15 protein-coding genes are annotated in these 15,994 nt (G+C 68.3%); 9 read left to right on the forward strand and 6 right to left on the reverse strand.

The features are described 5' to 3' along the window. Window positions 1-2: 2 nt before the first annotated feature. The gene (locus F8178_RS16985; protein ID WP_317495816.1) at window positions 3-821 is read left to right on the forward strand and encodes a crotonase/enoyl-CoA hydratase family protein; all 819 of its coding nucleotides are present in this window, start codon (window positions 3-5) and stop codon (window positions 819-821) included. Between the two features lie 75 nt (window positions 822-896). Here F8178_RS16985 and F8178_RS16990 read toward each other — a convergent pair whose 3' ends face one another. After that, window positions 897-2,471, reverse strand: a complete 1,575-nt coding sequence (locus tag F8178_RS16990; RefSeq protein WP_317495817.1) for an acyl-CoA synthetase — start codon at window positions 2,469-2,471, stop codon at window positions 897-899. Window positions 2,472-2,647: 176 nt separating this feature from the next. On the opposite strand from F8178_RS16990, the gene F8178_RS16995 reads away from it, so the two are divergent. From F8178_RS16995 to F8178_RS17005, 3 genes are read left to right on the forward strand one after another with little or no spacing between them, the layout of a single operon-like run. Next, a complete protein-coding gene (locus F8178_RS16995; protein ID WP_317495818.1) occupies window positions 2,648-3,640 on the forward strand; it encodes an OB-fold domain-containing protein in 993 nt (330 codons plus the stop codon). Between the two features lie 19 nt (window positions 3,641-3,659). Beyond that, window positions 3,660-4,712, forward strand: a complete 1,053-nt coding sequence (locus F8178_RS17000; RefSeq protein ID WP_317495819.1) for a thiolase domain-containing protein — start codon at window positions 3,660-3,662, stop codon at window positions 4,710-4,712. Next, on the forward strand, window positions 4,712-5,872 hold the full coding sequence (locus F8178_RS17005) for a thiolase domain-containing protein (protein WP_317495820.1): 1,161 nt from the start codon (window positions 4,712-4,714) through the stop codon (window positions 5,870-5,872). Before F8178_RS17000 ends, F8178_RS17005 begins: the two co-directional genes overlap by 1 nt. Before the next feature lie 115 nt (window positions 5,873-5,987). Here F8178_RS17005 and F8178_RS17010 read toward each other — a convergent pair whose 3' ends face one another. Beyond that, window positions 5,988-7,214 carry a cytochrome P450 gene (locus F8178_RS17010; RefSeq protein ID WP_317495821.1) on the reverse strand — a complete coding sequence of 409 codons (1,227 nt, stop codon included), beginning with the start codon at window positions 7,212-7,214 and terminating at the stop codon, window positions 5,988-5,990. Between the two features lie 265 nt (window positions 7,215-7,479). On the opposite strand from F8178_RS17010, the gene F8178_RS17015 reads away from it, so the two are divergent. Beyond that, window positions 7,480-8,640 (forward strand): steroid 3-ketoacyl-CoA thiolase, encoded by a 1,161-nt coding sequence (locus F8178_RS17015; protein WP_317495822.1) that lies wholly within the window; start codon window positions 7,480-7,482, stop codon window positions 8,638-8,640. 95 nt (window positions 8,641-8,735) lie between these two features. Here F8178_RS17015 and F8178_RS17020 read toward each other — a convergent pair whose 3' ends face one another. Continuing rightward, window positions 8,736-9,641 carry an SDR family oxidoreductase gene (locus F8178_RS17020; protein ID WP_317495823.1) on the reverse strand — a complete coding sequence of 302 codons (906 nt, stop codon included), beginning with the start codon at window positions 9,639-9,641 and terminating at the stop codon, window positions 8,736-8,738. A gap of 2 nt (window positions 9,642-9,643) precedes the next feature. Further along, window positions 9,644-10,441, reverse strand: coding sequence for an SDR family oxidoreductase (locus F8178_RS17025; RefSeq protein ID WP_317495824.1), 798 nt, complete (start codon window positions 10,439-10,441; stop codon window positions 9,644-9,646). 117 nt (window positions 10,442-10,558) lie between these two features. Between F8178_RS17025 and F8178_RS17030 the strand changes: the two genes are divergently transcribed. From F8178_RS17030 to F8178_RS17045, 4 genes are read left to right on the forward strand one after another with little or no spacing between them, the layout of a single operon-like run. Continuing rightward, a complete protein-coding gene (locus tag F8178_RS17030; RefSeq protein WP_317495869.1) occupies window positions 10,559-11,326 on the forward strand; it encodes an enoyl-CoA hydratase family protein in 768 nt (255 codons plus the stop codon). Then, window positions 11,323-12,192: a CoA-transferase gene (locus tag F8178_RS17035; RefSeq protein ID WP_317495825.1), complete on the forward strand. Its 870-nt coding sequence runs from the start codon at window positions 11,323-11,325 to the stop codon at window positions 12,190-12,192. Before F8178_RS17030 ends, F8178_RS17035 begins: the two co-directional genes overlap by 4 nt. Beyond that, a complete protein-coding gene (locus tag F8178_RS17040) occupies window positions 12,189-12,932 on the forward strand; it encodes a CoA-transferase (protein WP_317495826.1) in 744 nt (247 codons plus the stop codon). Before F8178_RS17035 ends, F8178_RS17040 begins: the two co-directional genes overlap by 4 nt. After that, window positions 12,929-13,996 carry an NAD(P)H-dependent flavin oxidoreductase gene (locus F8178_RS17045; RefSeq protein WP_396345701.1) on the forward strand — a complete coding sequence of 356 codons (1,068 nt, stop codon included), beginning with the start codon at window positions 12,929-12,931 and terminating at the stop codon, window positions 13,994-13,996. Before F8178_RS17040 ends, F8178_RS17045 begins: the two co-directional genes overlap by 4 nt. A gap of 173 nt (window positions 13,997-14,169) precedes the next feature. On the opposite strand, the gene F8178_RS17050 is transcribed toward F8178_RS17045, so the two are convergent. Continuing rightward, window positions 14,170-15,321 (reverse strand): acetyl-CoA C-acetyltransferase, encoded by a 1,152-nt coding sequence (locus tag F8178_RS17050; protein ID WP_317495827.1) that lies wholly within the window; start codon window positions 15,319-15,321, stop codon window positions 14,170-14,172. A 13-nt stretch (window positions 15,322-15,334) separates the two neighbouring features. Then, on the reverse strand, window positions 15,335-15,991 hold the full coding sequence (locus tag F8178_RS17055) for a TetR/AcrR family transcriptional regulator (RefSeq protein ID WP_317495828.1): 657 nt from the start codon (window positions 15,989-15,991) through the stop codon (window positions 15,335-15,337). Window positions 15,992-15,994 lie beyond the last annotated feature (3 nt).

A 15,994-nucleotide genomic window follows, 5' to 3' on the forward strand; every position in this document is an offset into this window, starting at 1 on the left:
CTATGAGCACAACACCCTCGAACGCCGGAGCCGGCGGTGACGCACACGCGCTCGTGGAGCAGCGCGGGCACACGCTGATCGTGACGATGAACCGGCCGGAGGCGCGCAACGCGCTGAGCGCCGAGATGATCGAGATCATGGTCGACGCGTGGAACACCGTGGACAACGATCCTTCGATCCGCTGCTGCATCCTGACCGGGGCAGGTGGCTCGTTCTGCGCGGGCGCCGACCTCAAGGCCATGACCAAGAGCCATCCGGGTAAGGCGATGTCCAGCGGCAGCTGGGACCCTTCCCGGATCGAGGGACTACTGAAAGGTCGCAGGCTGACGAAACCCCTCATCGCCGCCGTCGAGGGCCCCGCGATCGCGGGCGGCACCGAGATCCTGCAGGCCACCGATATCCGGGTGGCGGGTGAGAGCGCGAAGTTCGGGGTGAGCGAGGCCCGGTGGGGACTGTTCCCTATGGGCGGCTCGGCCGTCCGACTACCCCGCCAGATCCCGTACACGGTGGCCGCCGACATCCTGCTTACCGGCAGGCACATCACGGCGGGTGAGGCCAAGGACATCGGCTTGATCGGGCATGTGGTGCCCGACGGCGGCGCGCTGGACAAGGCGCTCGAGCTGGCCGACCGGATCGCGGCGAACGGCCCGCTGGCCGTGCAGGCGATCCTCCGGACCATGCGCGACACCGAGGGCATGCACGAGGAAGAGGCCTTCGCCATCGACGCCAAGCTCGGCCTCGACGTGTTCACCAGCGCCGACGCCAAGGAAGGTCCCCGCGCCTTCGCCGAGAAGCGCACCCCCGAGTTCCGAGGCGAGTGACGCCGGGGTGCGAGCCGAAGGGACCCTTCGGTACATATCCGGTACCCGAGGAGTCCTTCGGCTCGCACTCCCTGGTCAGATCGCGCGCTCGCGCTCCTGCCAGTAGGGGTCGCGGAGCTTGCGCTTGTAGAGCTTGCCGTTGGGGTCGCGGGGCAGCTCGTCGAGGTAGTCGATACTGCGGGGCAACTTGAACTTGGCCAGCCTGCCGCGCGCGTGCTCCAGCAGCTCCCCGGTCAGCTCCTCGCTGGGCGACACCCCAGGGGCGGGCTGCACCACGGCCTTGATCTCCTCACCCCAGTCGTCGTTGGGTACCCCGAACACCGCGACGTCGGCGACCTTCGGGTGCACCACGAGCTCGCCCTCGATCTCGGCCGGGTAGATGTTCACCCCGCCGGAAATGATCATGTCGCTCTTGCGGTCGCACAGGTAGAGGTAGCCGTCCTCGTCGAGGTAGCCGACATCGCCGAGCGTGAACATGTCGCCGACCTTGGACTTCTCGGTCTTCTGCCGGTCCTTGTGGTACTCGAAGGACGACGAGCCCATGCGCATGTAGACCGTACCCACGTCGCCTGCGGGCAGCTCGTTGCCGTCATCGTCGAGGATCTTCACCGTCGACCCCGGCCACGGCCTGCCCACCGAACCCGGTTTGCGGAGCCATTCCTCCCCGCTGATCGCGGTGCCACCGCCCTCGGTAGCCGCGTAATACTCGGTGACCACCGGGCCCCACCAGTCGAGCATCTGCCGCTTCACCTCGTTCGGGCAAGGCGCCGCCCCGTGGATGACGTTGCGCAGCGAGGACACGTCGTATCGGCTGCGCACCTCCTCCGGTAGCGCGAGCAGCCGGTTGAACTGCGTGGGTACCACGTGACTATGCGTCACCCGGTACCGCTCGATCAGTCGCAGCATCTCCTCGGGCTCCCACTTGTCCATGAGCACCGCGGTGTGCCCGAGATGGATGGAAATCGACACGAAGTTCAGCACCGCCGTGTGGTACAGCGGCGAACCGCACAGGTGCACGTGGTCGTCGAACGGCTCCAGCCCGAAGATCCCGAAGAACCACCGGGCCGCCACCGGAGCCTCGTGCGGATCGTCGCCGGTCAGCGGCCTGCGCACGCCCTTGGGCTTGCCGGTGGTTCCCGAGGTGTACAGCATGGGCGAGCCCGCGGTGCGCTCCGGTGGCGGTTCCTCGGACTGGCCATCGGCCAGCTCGGCGACGGGCCGGAAGCCGGGGACGTCGCCGACCGCGAACCGAGCCTCGGGCGGCATTCCGGCCTCGTCGGCGGCGGCGACGGCCGCCTCGGCGAAGCGCTCGTGGGCGAGGAACGCCTTGGCCTCGGAGTCGGAGAGCAGGTAGGCGATCTCGCTGCCGACCAGGTGCCAGTTGACCACCACCACGTACAGGCCGGACTGCATCGCGGCGAAGTACCCGGCCAGCAGCTCCACTCCGTTGGGTTGCAACAGCACGATCACGTCCCCGGTGCGCAGGCCCAGCTCGCGCAGGCCGCGCGCGTACCGGTTGGCCTTGGCCACCAGCTCGCCATAGCTGATCTCGCCGCGTTCCGGGTCGACGACGGCGATGCGCTCGGGCTGCTGCTCGGCGATACGCCACAGCCCGGGGCTGGCATTCTGCGTCGCTGTTTCGGCTGTCATCGTTGCACTCTTCCTGTCGTAGGCACGGTTGGGGCTCAGCGGTAGGACACACAGTTCCCTTCAACGTAGAACGTGTTCTATATTAGGACAAGGTGTGTGCCATCAAACAGACAAGGAACCGCCGCGATCAGCCTCCGGCTCTTGCTTCCATTTTAAGAACATGTTTCACTCTTGGTGTGATCGCCGAGGAAACTCCGCTGTCGGCACCGCTGGATATCGGGTTCGACTACACCCGCTCCCTCGGCGGTGTCTTCAGCCACTTCATGACCGAACTGGCCAACCGCCGCATCACCGGGGTCCGCGGCTCGGACGGCACGGTGCACGTCCCACCGGTGGAGTACGACCCGAACACGGCCGAAGCGCTGTCGGAGTTCGTCGAGGTCGCCGACGTGGGTACGGTGCGTGCCTGGTCCTGGTGCGCGCAGCCGGTCGAGCGACAACCCATCCAGCGCCCCTTCGCGTGGGCGTTGATCACGCTCGACGGCGCCGACACCGCCATGCTGCACGCCGTGAACGTCACCTCACCTGAGGCGATGCGCACCGGCATGCGGGTACGCGCCCGCTGGGCCGACGAACCGATCGGGCACATCACCGACATCGCCTACTTCGACCCCGTCGATGACGCCGAGCGGGTCGGTGACGCCCCAACGCCTGCGCGGCCACCCGCAGCCCGCGAGGACGCAGGCGGCGCGGTGGACACCGTGATCACCCCGATCCACCTGTCCTACACCCACTCCGTGTCGCCCGAGGAGAGCCGGTACTTGCGCGCGCTGGCCGAAGGCAGGATGCTGGCGCAACGCTGCCCAGCCTGCGAGAAGGTCTACATCCCACCGCGCGGCGCCTGCCCGACCTGCGGGGTCCCGACGACCACCGAGGTCGAGCTGCCGGACACCGGGATCGTGACGACCTTCTGCATCGTCAACGTCCCGTTCCTCGGTCAGCGCATCACCCCGCCCTACGTGGCGGCCTACATCCTGCTGGACGGCGCCGATATCCCGTTCCTGCACCTGGTGCTCGGCTGCGAGGCCGACGAGGTCCGGATGGGCATGCGCGTACGAGCGGTGTGGAAGCCGCGCGAGGAGTGGGAAACCTCGCTACAGAACGTCGATCACTTCGAACCGACCGGCGAGCCGGACGCCCCGTACGACTCGTACGCCCATCACCTCTAGCGCGCCACGGGAGCAAGCAATGACCAGTGTCGCCGTCGTGGGATTCACGCAGGCACCCAACGTCCGCGAAACGCAAGGAACGACCAACGGGGTCGAGATGCTCGTCCCCACCCTCGCCGAAGCTTTTCAGCAGACCGGCCTGTCCCCATCGGACATCGGGTTCTGGTGTTCCGGATCGTCCGACTACCTGGCTGGGCGCGCCTTCACGTTCATCTCGGCGATCGACGCCATCGGCGCGTTCCCGCCGATCAACGAGTCGCATGTGGAAATGGACGCCGCGTGGGCGCTGTACGAGGCGTGGGTGAAGATCCTCACCGGGGAGGTCGATACCGCGCTGGTCTACGGGTTCGGCAAGTCCTCAGCCGGGACGCTGCGCCGCGTGCTGTCGCTGCAACTGGACCCGTACGTCGTCGCGCCACTGTGGCCCGACTCGATCAGCATCGCCGGGATCCAGGCACGGATGGGCATGGAGTCCGGCCGCTGGAGCGAGCAGGCCATGGCCGAGGTCGCCGCGCGCAGCCTCACCGACGCCGCGGCCAACCCGAGCGCGCAGCGCCGCGAGGCCGTCACCGCGGCCGAGCTGCTCGACCGCCCGGTGGTGGCCGACCCGCTGCGTGCGCACGACATCGCACCGATCACCGACGGCGCCTCCGTGGTCATCCTGGCGCGAACCGAACGCGCCCGCGAGATCGTCGAGCGGCCCGCCGTGATCACCGGCTTCGAGCACCGGGTGGACTCCCCGTCGCTCGGCGGGCGTGACCTTACCCGCTCGGAGTCCACGCGCGCCGCAGGCAGGGCCGCAGGCGGTGACGGTGTGGAGCTGGCCGAACTGCACGCCCCGTTCAGCCACCAGGAGCTGATCCTGGCAGGCGAGCTCGGGCTGGCAGACGGGGTTCGCATCAACCCGTCCGGCGGCGCGCTCGCGGCGAACGCGCTGTTCTCCGGCGGGCTGACCCGGATCGGCGAGGCGGCCATGCGCATCATCGACGGCACGGCAGGCAAGGTTCTCGCGCACGCCACGAGCGGTCCCGCGCTGCAGCAGAACCTTGTCGCGGTAATGGAGGGCGAGTAATGAGCAAGCAGCGAGCCGCTGTGCTCGGCACCGGGCAGACGCACCACAAGGCCAAGCGCACCGATGTCTCGATGCCGGGTCTGATCCGTGAGGCCGTCGACCGCGCGATGGCCGACGCGCAGGTGGACTGGCCCGACATCGACGCCGTCGTGCTCGGCAAGGCGCCCGACCTGTTCGAGGGCGTGATGATGCCGGAGCTGTTCCTCGCCGACGCGCTCGGCGCCAGCGGCAAGCCACTGCTGCGGGTGCACACCGCCGGTTCGGTGGGAGGATCCACCTCGCTCGTCGCCGCGAGCCTGGTGACCTCCGGAGTGCACCGGCGGGTGCTGACCGTGGCCTTCGAGAAGCAGTCCGAGTCCAACGCCATGTGGGCGCTGTCGATCGCCCCGCCGTTCTCCATGCCGGTCGGCGCGGGAGCCGGTGGTTACTTCGCCCCGCACGTGCGTGCCTACATCCGCCGCGCAGAGGCCCCCGAGCACATCGGCGCGCTCGTCGCGGTGAAGGACCGGCGCAACGGGGCGCTCAACCCCTACGCCCACCTGCGACAGCCCGAGATCACCTTCGAGTCGGTGCAGGCCTCACAAGTGCTGTGGGATCCGATCCGCTACGACGAGACCTGCCCCTCCTCCGACGGGGCGTGCGCCATGGTGCTTGGCGACGAGGCGGCGGGCGACGCCGTGCCCGGCGGAGCCGCCTGGATCCACGCCACCGCGATGCGCACCGAGCCGACCACCTTCGCCGGACGCGACCAGGTCAACCCGCAGTCGGGCAAGGACGCCGCTGCCGCGCTGTGGCGCGATGGCGGCATCACCGACCCGTTCGCCGAGATCGACGTGGCCGAGCTGTACGTCCCGTTCTCCTGGTTCGAGCCGATGTGGCTGGAGAACATGGGCTTCGCCGAGGAGGGCACCGGCTGGAAGCTCACCGAGTCCGGCACCACCGAGCTCGGCGGCAGGCTACCCATCAACCCCTCCGGCGGGGTGATGTGCACCAACCCGATCGGCGCCTCGGGCATGCTGCGCTGCGCCGAAGCGGCCAAACAGGTGATGGGACGCGCAGGCGATTACCAGGTCGACGGCGCGCGCAAGGCCGTCGGCCACGCCTACGGCGGTGGCTCCCAGTACTTCGCGATGTGGCTGGTAGGCGCCGACAAGCCCTGACCCACCCGTGTCCAGCGCCCCGGCACCCCGTGTCCGGGCCCTGGTCACCCTGAGCCAAGCAGTCGGGCACCCCGCCGAGGGCGGGGTGCCCGAGTTCTGGCTACGAGAGGTGTTATCAGGAATACGCCACCGGGAAGTGCTTGATGCCGTTGACCCACCCGGAGCGGAGCCGGGAGAGCTCGCCGACCTGCCGGATATTGGGCATCTCATCGGCGATCGCGTTGAACATCAGGTCGATCTCCAGGCGGGCCAGGTTGGCGCCGAGGCAGTAGTGCGTTCCGGTACCACCGAAGCCGACGTGCGGGTTGGGGTCCCGCATGATGTCGAAGGTCATCGGGTTGTCGAAGGCTTCCTCGTCGAAGTTGGCCGAGCTGTAGAACATACCGACTCGTTGACCAGCCTTGATGTGTTGGCCACCCAGCTCGGTGTCGGCGGTGGCTGTTCGCTGGAACACCGTGATCGGTGTCGCCCACCGCACGATCTCGTCGGGTGCGGTCCTCGGCCGCTCCGCCTTGTACAGCTCCCACTGCTCGGGGTTGTCAAGGAACGCCTTCATGCCGTGTGTGATCGCGTTGCGGGTGGTCTCGTTACCGGCGACAGCGAGCAGGATGACGAAGAAGCCGAACTCGTCGTTGCTGAGCGACTCCCCGTCGATATCGGCGTTGACCAGCTTGGTGACGATGTCGTCGACGGGGCACTTCTGCCGCTCCTCGGCCATCGCTGCCGCGTATCCCAGGATCTCGGTGGAGGCGTTCACCGGGTCGACGCTGTACTCGGGGTCGTCGTAGCTGATCATCTCGTTCGACCACTCGAAGATCTTGTGCCGGTCCTCCTGCGGCACGCCGAGCAGCTCAGCGATGGCCTGCAGCGGCAGTTCGGAGGCCACCTCTTCGACGAAGTCACCGCTGCCTCGTTGCTTGGCCTCGCGCACGATGCCTGCCGCGCGCTTGGCCAGTGCCTCGCGCAGGCTCTCCACGGCGCGGGGGGTGAACCCCTTCGACACGATCCGGCGTGCCTTGGTGTGCTGCGGCGGGTCCATGTTGACGATCATGGCGCGCTGCATCTCGATCTCTTCGCGGGTGATGTCGCCGTTGAACCGGATGACCGCGGTGTTCTCCCAGGAGGAGAACAGCTGCGGGTTCTTGGAGATCTCCTTGATGTCTTCCATCCGGGTCACGACCCAGTAGCCGCCGTCGTCGAAGCCACTCACCCCGGCAGGCTGCGGGTTCCACCACACCGGCGCCGTGCGGCGCAGTTCGGCGAACTCCTCCAGCGGCATCCGCTCGGCGTTCAGATCGGGATCGGTGAAATCGAAACCAGCTGGGATCGACGGTGTTGCCACGGCTACCTCCTACGTGGTCGCACTGCGCCCTGCGCAGCCCACACCAGGCCTGAATATAACGTGTTCTACTCCGATTGAAGCACACGAACCCGGAGAAGCAAAGAGCGCGAGTGAAACCCGTTAACTCGACCAAGATCGCCTATAGTGTCACATCATGCCGCGGCGAACTCGCCCGGCTCGCGCAACCTCACAGCACCCCCGCATTGCCTGCACAGAGAACATGTTCTAGTTTCGTAGGTGTAGTCGAACGAGCAGGAGGCATCCAGTGGGTAGTCCAGTGATCGTGACGGCCGCGCGCACGCCGATCGGCAAGCGCGGTGGGTGGCTTGCCGGGCTCCATCCCGCCGAGATCCTCGGCGCTGCCCAGCGAGCCCTGATCGAGCGGACGGGCATCGACCCGGCGGAGGTCGAGCAGGTCATCGGCGGCACGGTCACCCAGGCAGGCGAGCAGGCTGGCAACGTCACACGGACCGCGTGGCTGCACGCAGGGCTGCCGGAGGGCTGCGGCGCCACGACCATCGACGCGCAGTGCGGCTCGGCGCAGCACGCCACCCACCTGGTCGCGGGGCTCATCGCAGGCGGCGCTATCGATGTGGGCATCGCCTGCGGTGTCGAGTCCATGAGCCGGGTACCGCTCGGCGCCAACCGCGGGGTGGATGTCGGCTCGCCGCGCCCCGACTCGTGGGCGATCGACATGCCCAACCAGTTCGAGGCCGCCGAACGCATCGCCGCACGTCGGGGCCTCACCAGGGAGGACATCGACACCTTCGGAGCGAAATCGCAGCGCAAGGCCAACTTCGCCGCCGCGCAGGGACGGTTCGGCTCCGAGATCGTGCCTGTCAAGGCTCCCGTGCTCGAGCAGGGCCGCCCGACCGGCGAAACCCAGCTCGTCACCCGTGACCAGGGGCTGCGGGAGACGACGCCGGAGGCGCTGGCACAGCTCAAGCCGGTACTCGACGGTGGTCTGCACACCGCGGGAACCTCCTCGCAGGTCTCCGACGGCGCGGCGGCGGTACTACTGATGGACGAGGACAAAGCCCGCGCACTCGGTTTGACGCCCCGAGCGCGAATCCGGTCCCAGGCCCTGATCGGCGCCGAACCGTACTACCACCTGGACGGCCCGATCACAGCCTCGCAGCGGGTGCTGGACCGGGCCGGGATGACCATCGAGGAACCGGACCTGTTCGAGGTGAACGAGGCATTCGCCTCCGTCGTGCTGTCCTGGCAACAGGTGCTCCAGCCCGATCCGGGCAAGGTGAACGTCAACGGAGGCGCCATCGCCCTCGGACACCCCGTCGGCAGCACCGGCGCGCGCCTGATCACCACGGCGCTGCACGAACTGGAACGCATCGACGCCGCCACCGCGCTGATCTCCATGTGCGCGGGTGGCGCCATGTCCACGGCGAGCATCATCGAGCGGATATAACGACGGGCGTGTCGGGCGCAAAGGCACCCTTGTTGGGTGATGCGTACGCTTTCCTGCCCAACACAGAGTGCTGACACGCCCGACACGCCCGGCTGTCAGGTTCCGTATACCGGCTCCGGCGCAGGACTGTCGGCGATCAGCTCGCGCACCACAGGCCCGAGTTCGGCTGGTTCCCAGCGGGCGCCCTTATCGTGGGCCGGGCCGTGCCGCCAGCCCTGCGCCAGCGACACCGTGCCGCCTTCCACCTCGAACACGCGGCCGGTCACATCGGCTGCCTCTACGCTTGCCAGCCAGACGACCAGCGGGGACACGTTCTCCGGGGCCATCGCGTCGAAACCGCCCTCCGGGGCGGCCATATCCTCGGCGAACGCCTGCTCGGTCATCCTGGTGCGGGCAGCGGGGGCGATGGCGTTGACCGTCACACCGTACCGGGCGAACTCGGCCGCGGCCACGATCGTCAATCCCGCGATACCCGCCTTGGCCGCCGAGTAGTTTCCCTGGCCGATGCTGCCGAGCAGGCCCGCGCCGGAACTGGTGTTGATGATCCGCGCGTCCGGCTGCCTGCCTGCCTTGCTCTCCGCGCGCCAGTGCGCAGCGGCGTGTCGCATCGTCGCGAAGTGCCCCTTGAGGTGCACCCGGATCACGTCGTCCCAGTCCTTCTCTTCCAGGTTGACCAGCATCCGGTCCCGCAGGAACCCCGCATTGTTCACCAGCACGTCCAGGCGCCCGTAGGTCTCCAGCGCGGTGCTGATCAGGTCGCGCGCACCCTCCCAGTCGGCGACATCGTGGGTACTGGCCACCGCCTTACCGCCCCGTGCCTCGATCTCGTCGACGACCTGCTGCGCAGGCCCGACCGACTGTCCCGCACCGTCGAGGCTCACGCCGACATCGTTGACGACCACCGATGCGCCCTCGGCTGCGAACGCCAAGGCGTGCGCCCGGCCGATGCCGCGCCCGGCTCCGGTGACGATCACGACCCTACCGTCGTTGATTCCGCTCATCCTCACTCCTTGCCCTGCTGTGATTGTCGCTGTGTCGTTGCCGCGTCGAGAAACGCGGGCCGCTCCCCTCCACCGTGGACTTTCAGTGTCGCTCCGCTGACGTAAGAAGCTAAGGGCGAGGCGAGAAAGACCGCGCAGTTGCCTACTTCCTCGGCCTCGGCCAGTCGTCCGAGCGGGACAGTGGAGCCGACCGCGGCCACTCCCTCGGAATCGCCGTAGTGCATTTCGGCCAGCTCGGTACGCACCATCCCGACGTCCACGGCGTTGACCCGGATCGCTGGTGCCCACTCGACGGCAAGGCTCGCCGTGAGGTTGTCCAGCCCCGCCTTCGCCGCGCCGTACGCCGCGGTACCCGGCGAAGGGCGGGTACCGCTGACGCTGCTGATGTTGACGATCGCCCCGCCGGAATCCTGGGTGGACATGACCGCGTGCGCGCGCTGTGCCACCTGTAGCGGCGCCAGCAAGTTGAGCCCGATGACCTTGTCGTGGAACCGGGGTGAGGCGGTGGCCGCCTCGGCGAACGGGGCGCCACCCGCGTTGTTGACCAGGATGTCCACCCGGCCGTGGCGTTGCTCGATGTGCCGGAACAGCTGATCGACCTGCTCTGTGTCACGGATGTCACAGGCGACGAACTCGGCGGTCGAGCCGCCCGCCTCGATCGGCGATTCCGGTGCGTTCCGCGCGCAGGTCACCACGCTGGCTCCCGCATGGAGGAAGGAGCGCACGATCCCGGCGCCCACCCCTCGCACACCGCCGGTCACCAGCGCCACCGCTCCGTCAAGACCAAGAGAGAGCGCCATGCGCCGACCTCCTCACTTGTCATCGCCCGCCGCGGACTCCTACCTCGATCGGCATTACCCTGCTAACGTACCAAGCAAGTGTTAGGTTTGGTAGGTGTGGATAACTCGGAGGCCGGTATGTCGTCACCCGTCAGCGTCGAGGAGCCCGAACCGCACGTCAGGATCGTCACGGTGGATGCGCCACCGGTGAACGCGCTGACCGTGCAGGGCTGGTTCGATCTCGCCGACAGCGTCACCGCGGCAGGTAGGGACCCTGACTGCCATGTCGTGATCCTTCGCGCGAAGGGGCGCGGCTTCAACGCCGGTGTGGACATCAAGGAGATCCAGGCCGACGACGGTTACGGGGCACTGATCGGGGCCAATCACGGCTGCGCGGCGGCGTTCTCCGCCGTATACGAGTGCGCCGTGCCCGTGATCGCGGCGGTGCACGGCCACTGCCTCGGCGGCGGAATCGGCCTCGTTGGCAACGCCGACCTCGTGGTCGCCGCCGAGGAAGCCACCTTCGGTCTTCCCGAGGTCGACAGGGGCGCGCTCGGCGCGGCCACCCACCTCGCGCGGCTGGTGCCGCAGCACCTGATGCGCGCGCTGTACTACACGGCGAGCACGGTCACCGCGCAACAGCTGCACCACTTCGGCTCGGTGTTCCGCGTGGTACCGCGCGAGGAGCTGGACTCCGCCGCACTGGAGGTGGCGCGGGAGATCGCCGCGAAGGACACCCGCGTCATCCGCAAGGCCAAGGAGGCGATCAACGGTATCGACCCCCAGCCGGTGCACCGCAGCTACCGCTTCGAGCAAGGCTTCACGTTCGAGCTCAACCTGGCGGGCGTGTCCGACTCCGCCCGCCAGGACTTCCTCGGCACGTCCCACTCCAGGGAGCAAGGATGATCGACAAACGCATGACAGCCGACGAGGTGGTCGCCGAACTCCGCGACGGCATGACCATCGGCATCGGCGGCTGGGGCTCGCGCCGCAAACCCATGGCCCTGGTACGGGCCATCCTACGCTCCGGGCTCACCGACCTGACCGTGGTCTCCTACGGCGGCCCCGACGTCGGCCTGCTGGCAGCGGCAGGAAAGATCCGCAAGCTCGTCTTCGGGTTCGTCACGTTGGACTCAATCCCGATCGACCCGCACTTCGCCGCGACGCGCCAAGCTGGCGCCATCAGCGTCACCGAGTACGACGAGGGCATGTTTCACGCCGGGCTCGCCGCCGCCGTTAAGCGCCTGCCCTTTCAGCCGATCAGGGCCGGATTAGGATCCGATGTGGTCACCGTGAACCCGGAACTGCGCACGGTTCGGTCACCCTACGACGACGGTGAGGAGCTGCTCGCGGTACCGCCACTGCGGCTCGACGCGGCGCTGGTTCACCTCAACCGGGCCGACGCGAGCGGCAACGCGCAGTACCTCGGGCCCGATCCCTACTTCGACGACGACTTCGCGCTGGCCGCCGACCGCTGCTACGTCAGCGCCGAACGGGTCGTCGACACCGAGGAGCTGACCGCGACGGCACCGGTGCAGTCCCTGCTGCTGAGCCGTTCCGCTGTCACCGGAGTGGTCGAGGCACCACGCGGTGCCCACTTCACCTCCGCGGTACCCGACTACGGCAGGGATGAACGGTTCCAGCGCCACTACGCCGAGGCCGCCAAGGACCCGACCGGCTGGGAACGCTTCGTCGACCGGTTCCTCTCCGGTGACGAGGCGAGCTACCAGGCCGAGGTCACCAGGTTCACTGAGGAGGAGGCAGCCGCATGAGCGAGGCGACCCGTGCAGAGATCGCCGCCGTGGCTTGCGCCGAGCTTTTCCGCGGCGACGGCGAGACGGTGGTCAGTCCGATGGGGATCGTGCCTGCGATCGGCGCGAAGCTGGCCCGACTGACGTTCGCCCCTGGCTTGCTTCTCACCGACGGTGAGGCGTACCTGATGACCGGTGAACCTGGCCGGGAGACGGTCGAGGGCTGGCAGCCGTTCAAGAAGATGCTCGACACCGTGGTCCCACACGGTAACCGGCATGTCGTGATGGGCGCCAGCCAGCTCGACCGGTTCGGCAACCAGAACATCTCAGCGATCGGCGCGCACGACCACCCGACCCGCCAGCTGCTCGGGGTGCGCGGCGCTCCAGGCAACACCGTCAATCACCGCACCAGCTACTGGGTGCCGAAGCACGGCACCCGGGTGTTCACCGAGCGCGTCGACGTGGTCTCCGGGGTGGGAACCGACCGGGCCACGGCCGCGGGGCCCGCCGCGTCCCGGTATCACGACCTGCATCGCGTGGTCACCGACCTCGCCGTGTTCGACTTCGGCGCGAACGACGGCGGCATGCGGCTGCTGTCGGTGCATCCCGGGGTCAGCGTGGACGAGGTGCTCGCCAACACCGGTTTCGAGCCGGACACCTCGGCGACCACCGAAACCAGGATGCCCACCACCGAGGAACTACGTCTCATCCGCGACGTGCTCGACCCGAAGTCCACACGAGACAAGGAAGTGCGGACATGACCGGGACAGCGCGCTTGCGCACGCCGCTCACCGAGCTGGTCGGCATCGAGCATCCGGTGGTGCAGACCGGTATGGGATGGGTGGCAGGTCCCCGGCTCGTCTCGGCCACGGCACAAGCGGGCGGCCTCGGGATCCTGGCATCGGCCACCATGAGCTACAGCGAGCTCGCCTCGGCAATCGCCGAGGTGAAGCAGCGCACTGATGCGCCGTTCGGGGTGAACCTGCGAGCCGACGCGGACGACGCCCAGCAGCGGGTAGAGCTGTTGATCAACGAGGGCGTGCGGGTTGCGTCCTTCGCACTGGCACCACGCAAGGAGATGATCGCTCAACTCTCCGAGGCCGGGATCGTGGTGATCCCCTCGGTCGGGGCGGCACGGCATGCCGCGAAGGTCGCCTCGTGGGGCGCGGATGCGGTCATCGTGCAGGGCGGCGAGGGTGGCGGGCACACCGGTGAGGTCGCTACCACGCTGCTGCTTCCCTCAGTGCTGGACGCCGTCGACATCCCCGTGATCGCGGCAGGCGGTTTCTACGACGGTCGAGGCCTGGCTGCCGCCCTGGCCTACGGCGCGGCAGGCGTCGGGATGGGAACGCGCTTTTTGCTCACCAAGGAGAGCACGGTGCCGGACGAGGTCAAGCAGGCCTACTTGGCCAGCGGCCTCGGCGACACGGTGGTTACCAGGAAGGTCGACGGCATGCCGCACCGCGTGCTGCGCACCGACCTGGTCACGCGGCTCGAACACGCGGGCGGCCTGCGCGCCTTCGCCCATGCCGCCCGCAACACGCTGCGGTTCCGCAAGCTCACCGGCGTGTCCTGGCGGGCGCTCGCGCGCGAGGGATTGGCGTTGCGCCGTGGCGGCGACCGCACCTGGTCACAGTTGATGATGGCGGCGAACACGCCCATGCTGCTGCGTGCCGGGCTCGTGGAGGGCAACCTCGGCGCGGGCGTGCTCGCCTCCGGCCAGGTGGCAGGCATGCTCGACGACCTGCCGAGCGTGGCCGAGCTGATCGAGCAGATCGTGGACGAAGCCGTCGAGCGCATCGATCACCTCGACACACTGCACTGACAGATCCTCGCCGTCTCCGGCCCTGGGACACCCCGTGTCTGGCGTGCCGACACACTGAGTTGGGCTGCCTGGCCGGTCCCCTGGGACTCGATCGCCCTCCACGGGGTGCTCGCACGCCCAACACCAGCGTCCTGTACGCCCGACACGGGGGGGTCTAGGTGCCGGGCACGGGGTCACACCCGTTCGATCACTGTGACGTTGGCGGTGCCGCCGCCCTCGCACATCGTCTGCAAGCCGAAGCGACCGCCCCGCCGCTCCAGCTCGTGCAGCAGGGTCGCGAACAGCTTCGTGCCGGTGGCACCGATGGGATGCCCCAGCGCGATCCCCCCACCGTTGACGTTGACCCGCTCCGGATCCGCACCGGTCTCGGCCAGCCACGCGAGCACCACGCTGGCGAAAGCCTCATTCACCTCGAACAGGTCGATATCGGAGATGTCCAAGCCACAACGCTGCAACGCACGCTGCGTCGCGGGAATCGGACCGGTCAGCATCCACACCGGATCCGCAGCCGACACCGAGATGTGATGGATCCGCGCCCGTACCGGCAACCCGTGCTCGACCGCGAACCGCTCGGAGGTGATCAGCGCGGCGCTCGCGCCGTCACAGATCTGGCTGGCCATGGCGGCGGTGATGCGGGAATCGGCCGCGAGCGGTTCCAGAGCGGCCATCTTCTCCATCGAGGTACCGCGCCGGGGACACTCGTCGACGGTGACCTCGCCGTACGGCGCCAGCTCGGCGTCGAACCTGCCCCCGTCGATCGCCGCGATCGCGCGCTCGTGACTGGTCAGCGCGAACCGCTCCATCGCGTCCCGCGTGAGGTCCCACTTCTCGGCGATCATGTCCGCGCTACGGAACTGCGACACCTCCGCGTCGCCGTAACGGGCACGCCATCCCGCCGAACCTGAGAACGGGTCCTCGAAGCCATACTGCTGGCCCGCGAGCATGGCCGCACTGATCGGGATCTGGCTCATGTTCTGCACACCGGAGGCGATCACCGCATCCGCCGTGCCCGCCAGCACCGCCTGGGCCGCGAAATGCACCGCCTGCTGGCTCGAACCGCACTGCCGATCCACCGTCACGCCGGGGACGTGCTCCGGCAGCCCGGCAGCCAGCCAGGCGGTACGCGCGATATTGCCCGCCTGCGAGCCCAGCGTGTCGACGCAGCCCATCACCACGTCGTCGACCAGCTCGGCGGGTACGCCCGACCGCTCGATCACCGAGGCCAGCACGTGTGCCCCCAGATCAGCCGAGTGCACCTCGGCCAGCCCACCGCCGCGCTTGCCGACCGGGGTGCGTACCGCGTCGACGACCACCGCCTCTGTCACCGCAACCACTCCTTCATCCGGAACTGCCGCTGCCCTTCCCGCCGGGCTTCTTGCCGCGGCGCGTGGCGATCCCGTCGAGCAGGATGCCCAGGTACTCGTCGGCGACGTCCTCCGCGGTCAGCGAACCGCCCGGCTTGTACCAGTGCACCGCCACCCAGACGGTGTCCCTGATGAACCGGTAGGTCAGCTCGACATCCAGATCCGCGCGGAACGCCCCCGTCCGTACCCCTTCGGTGAGGATCGACGTCCACAGCTGGTAGAACTCGGCATTACGATCGGCCAGGTAGGCGAAGCGGGGGAACTGCACCAGGTACTTGGCCTCGTGCTGGAAGATAGCCACCTCGTCGTGGTGTTTGTGGATCGCGTCGAACGACGCGGCCACCGCGGCCTCCAACGTCTTCCTCGGCCCCAGATCCTGCGCGACGATTTCCCGGTAGGTACCGAACAGGTCGTCCAGGAAGGCCGTCAGGATCTCGTCGACCATCTGCTCCTTGGAGTCGAAATGGTGGTAGAGGCTCCCGGAAAGGATGCCCGCCGCGTCGGCGATGTCGCGAACCGTGGTCGACTTGAACCCGCGCTCGGCGAACAACCGGCCGGCAAGGGCAAGCAGCTCCGCCCTGCGGCTCGAGCCCGCCTGGACGGTGTCACCTGGTTGATTGGTCGTGCTCATCTG

The sequence above is a fragment of the Haloechinothrix sp. LS1_15 genome, assembly GCF_033042135.1.
GTDB lineage: Bacteria > Actinomycetota > Actinomycetes > Mycobacteriales > Pseudonocardiaceae > Haloechinothrix.

Excerpts from the sequence above, each read along its gene's own strand:
- F8178_RS16985 (WP_317495816.1), top strand. The coding sequence starts at position 3 with ATGAGCACAACACCCTCGAACGCCGGAGCCGGCGGTGACGCACACGCG.
- F8178_RS16990 (WP_317495817.1), bottom strand. The coding sequence starts at position 2,471 with ATGACAGCCGAAACAGCGACGCAGAATGCCAGCCCCGGGCTGTGGCGT.
- F8178_RS17000 (WP_317495819.1), top strand. The coding sequence starts at position 3,660 with ATGACCAGTGTCGCCGTCGTGGGATTCACGCAGGCACCCAACGTCCGC.
- F8178_RS17005 (WP_317495820.1), top strand. The coding sequence starts at position 4,712 with ATGAGCAAGCAGCGAGCCGCTGTGCTCGGCACCGGGCAGACGCACCAC.
- F8178_RS17020 (WP_317495823.1), bottom strand. The coding sequence starts at position 9,641 with ATGAGCGGAATCAACGACGGTAGGGTCGTGATCGTCACCGGAGCCGGG.
- F8178_RS17025 (WP_317495824.1), bottom strand. The coding sequence starts at position 10,441 with ATGGCGCTCTCTCTTGGTCTTGACGGAGCGGTGGCGCTGGTGACCGGC.
- F8178_RS17030 (WP_317495869.1), top strand. The coding sequence starts at position 10,559 with ATGTCGTCACCCGTCAGCGTCGAGGAGCCCGAACCGCACGTCAGGATC.
- F8178_RS17035 (WP_317495825.1), top strand. The coding sequence starts at position 11,323 with ATGATCGACAAACGCATGACAGCCGACGAGGTGGTCGCCGAACTCCGC.
- F8178_RS17040 (WP_317495826.1), top strand. The coding sequence starts at position 12,189 with ATGAGCGAGGCGACCCGTGCAGAGATCGCCGCCGTGGCTTGCGCCGAG.
- F8178_RS17045 (WP_396345701.1), top strand. The coding sequence starts at position 12,929 with ATGACCGGGACAGCGCGCTTGCGCACGCCGCTCACCGAGCTGGTCGGC.
- F8178_RS17055 (WP_317495828.1), bottom strand. The coding sequence starts at position 15,991 with ATGAGCACGACCAATCAACCAGGTGACACCGTCCAGGCGGGCTCGAGC.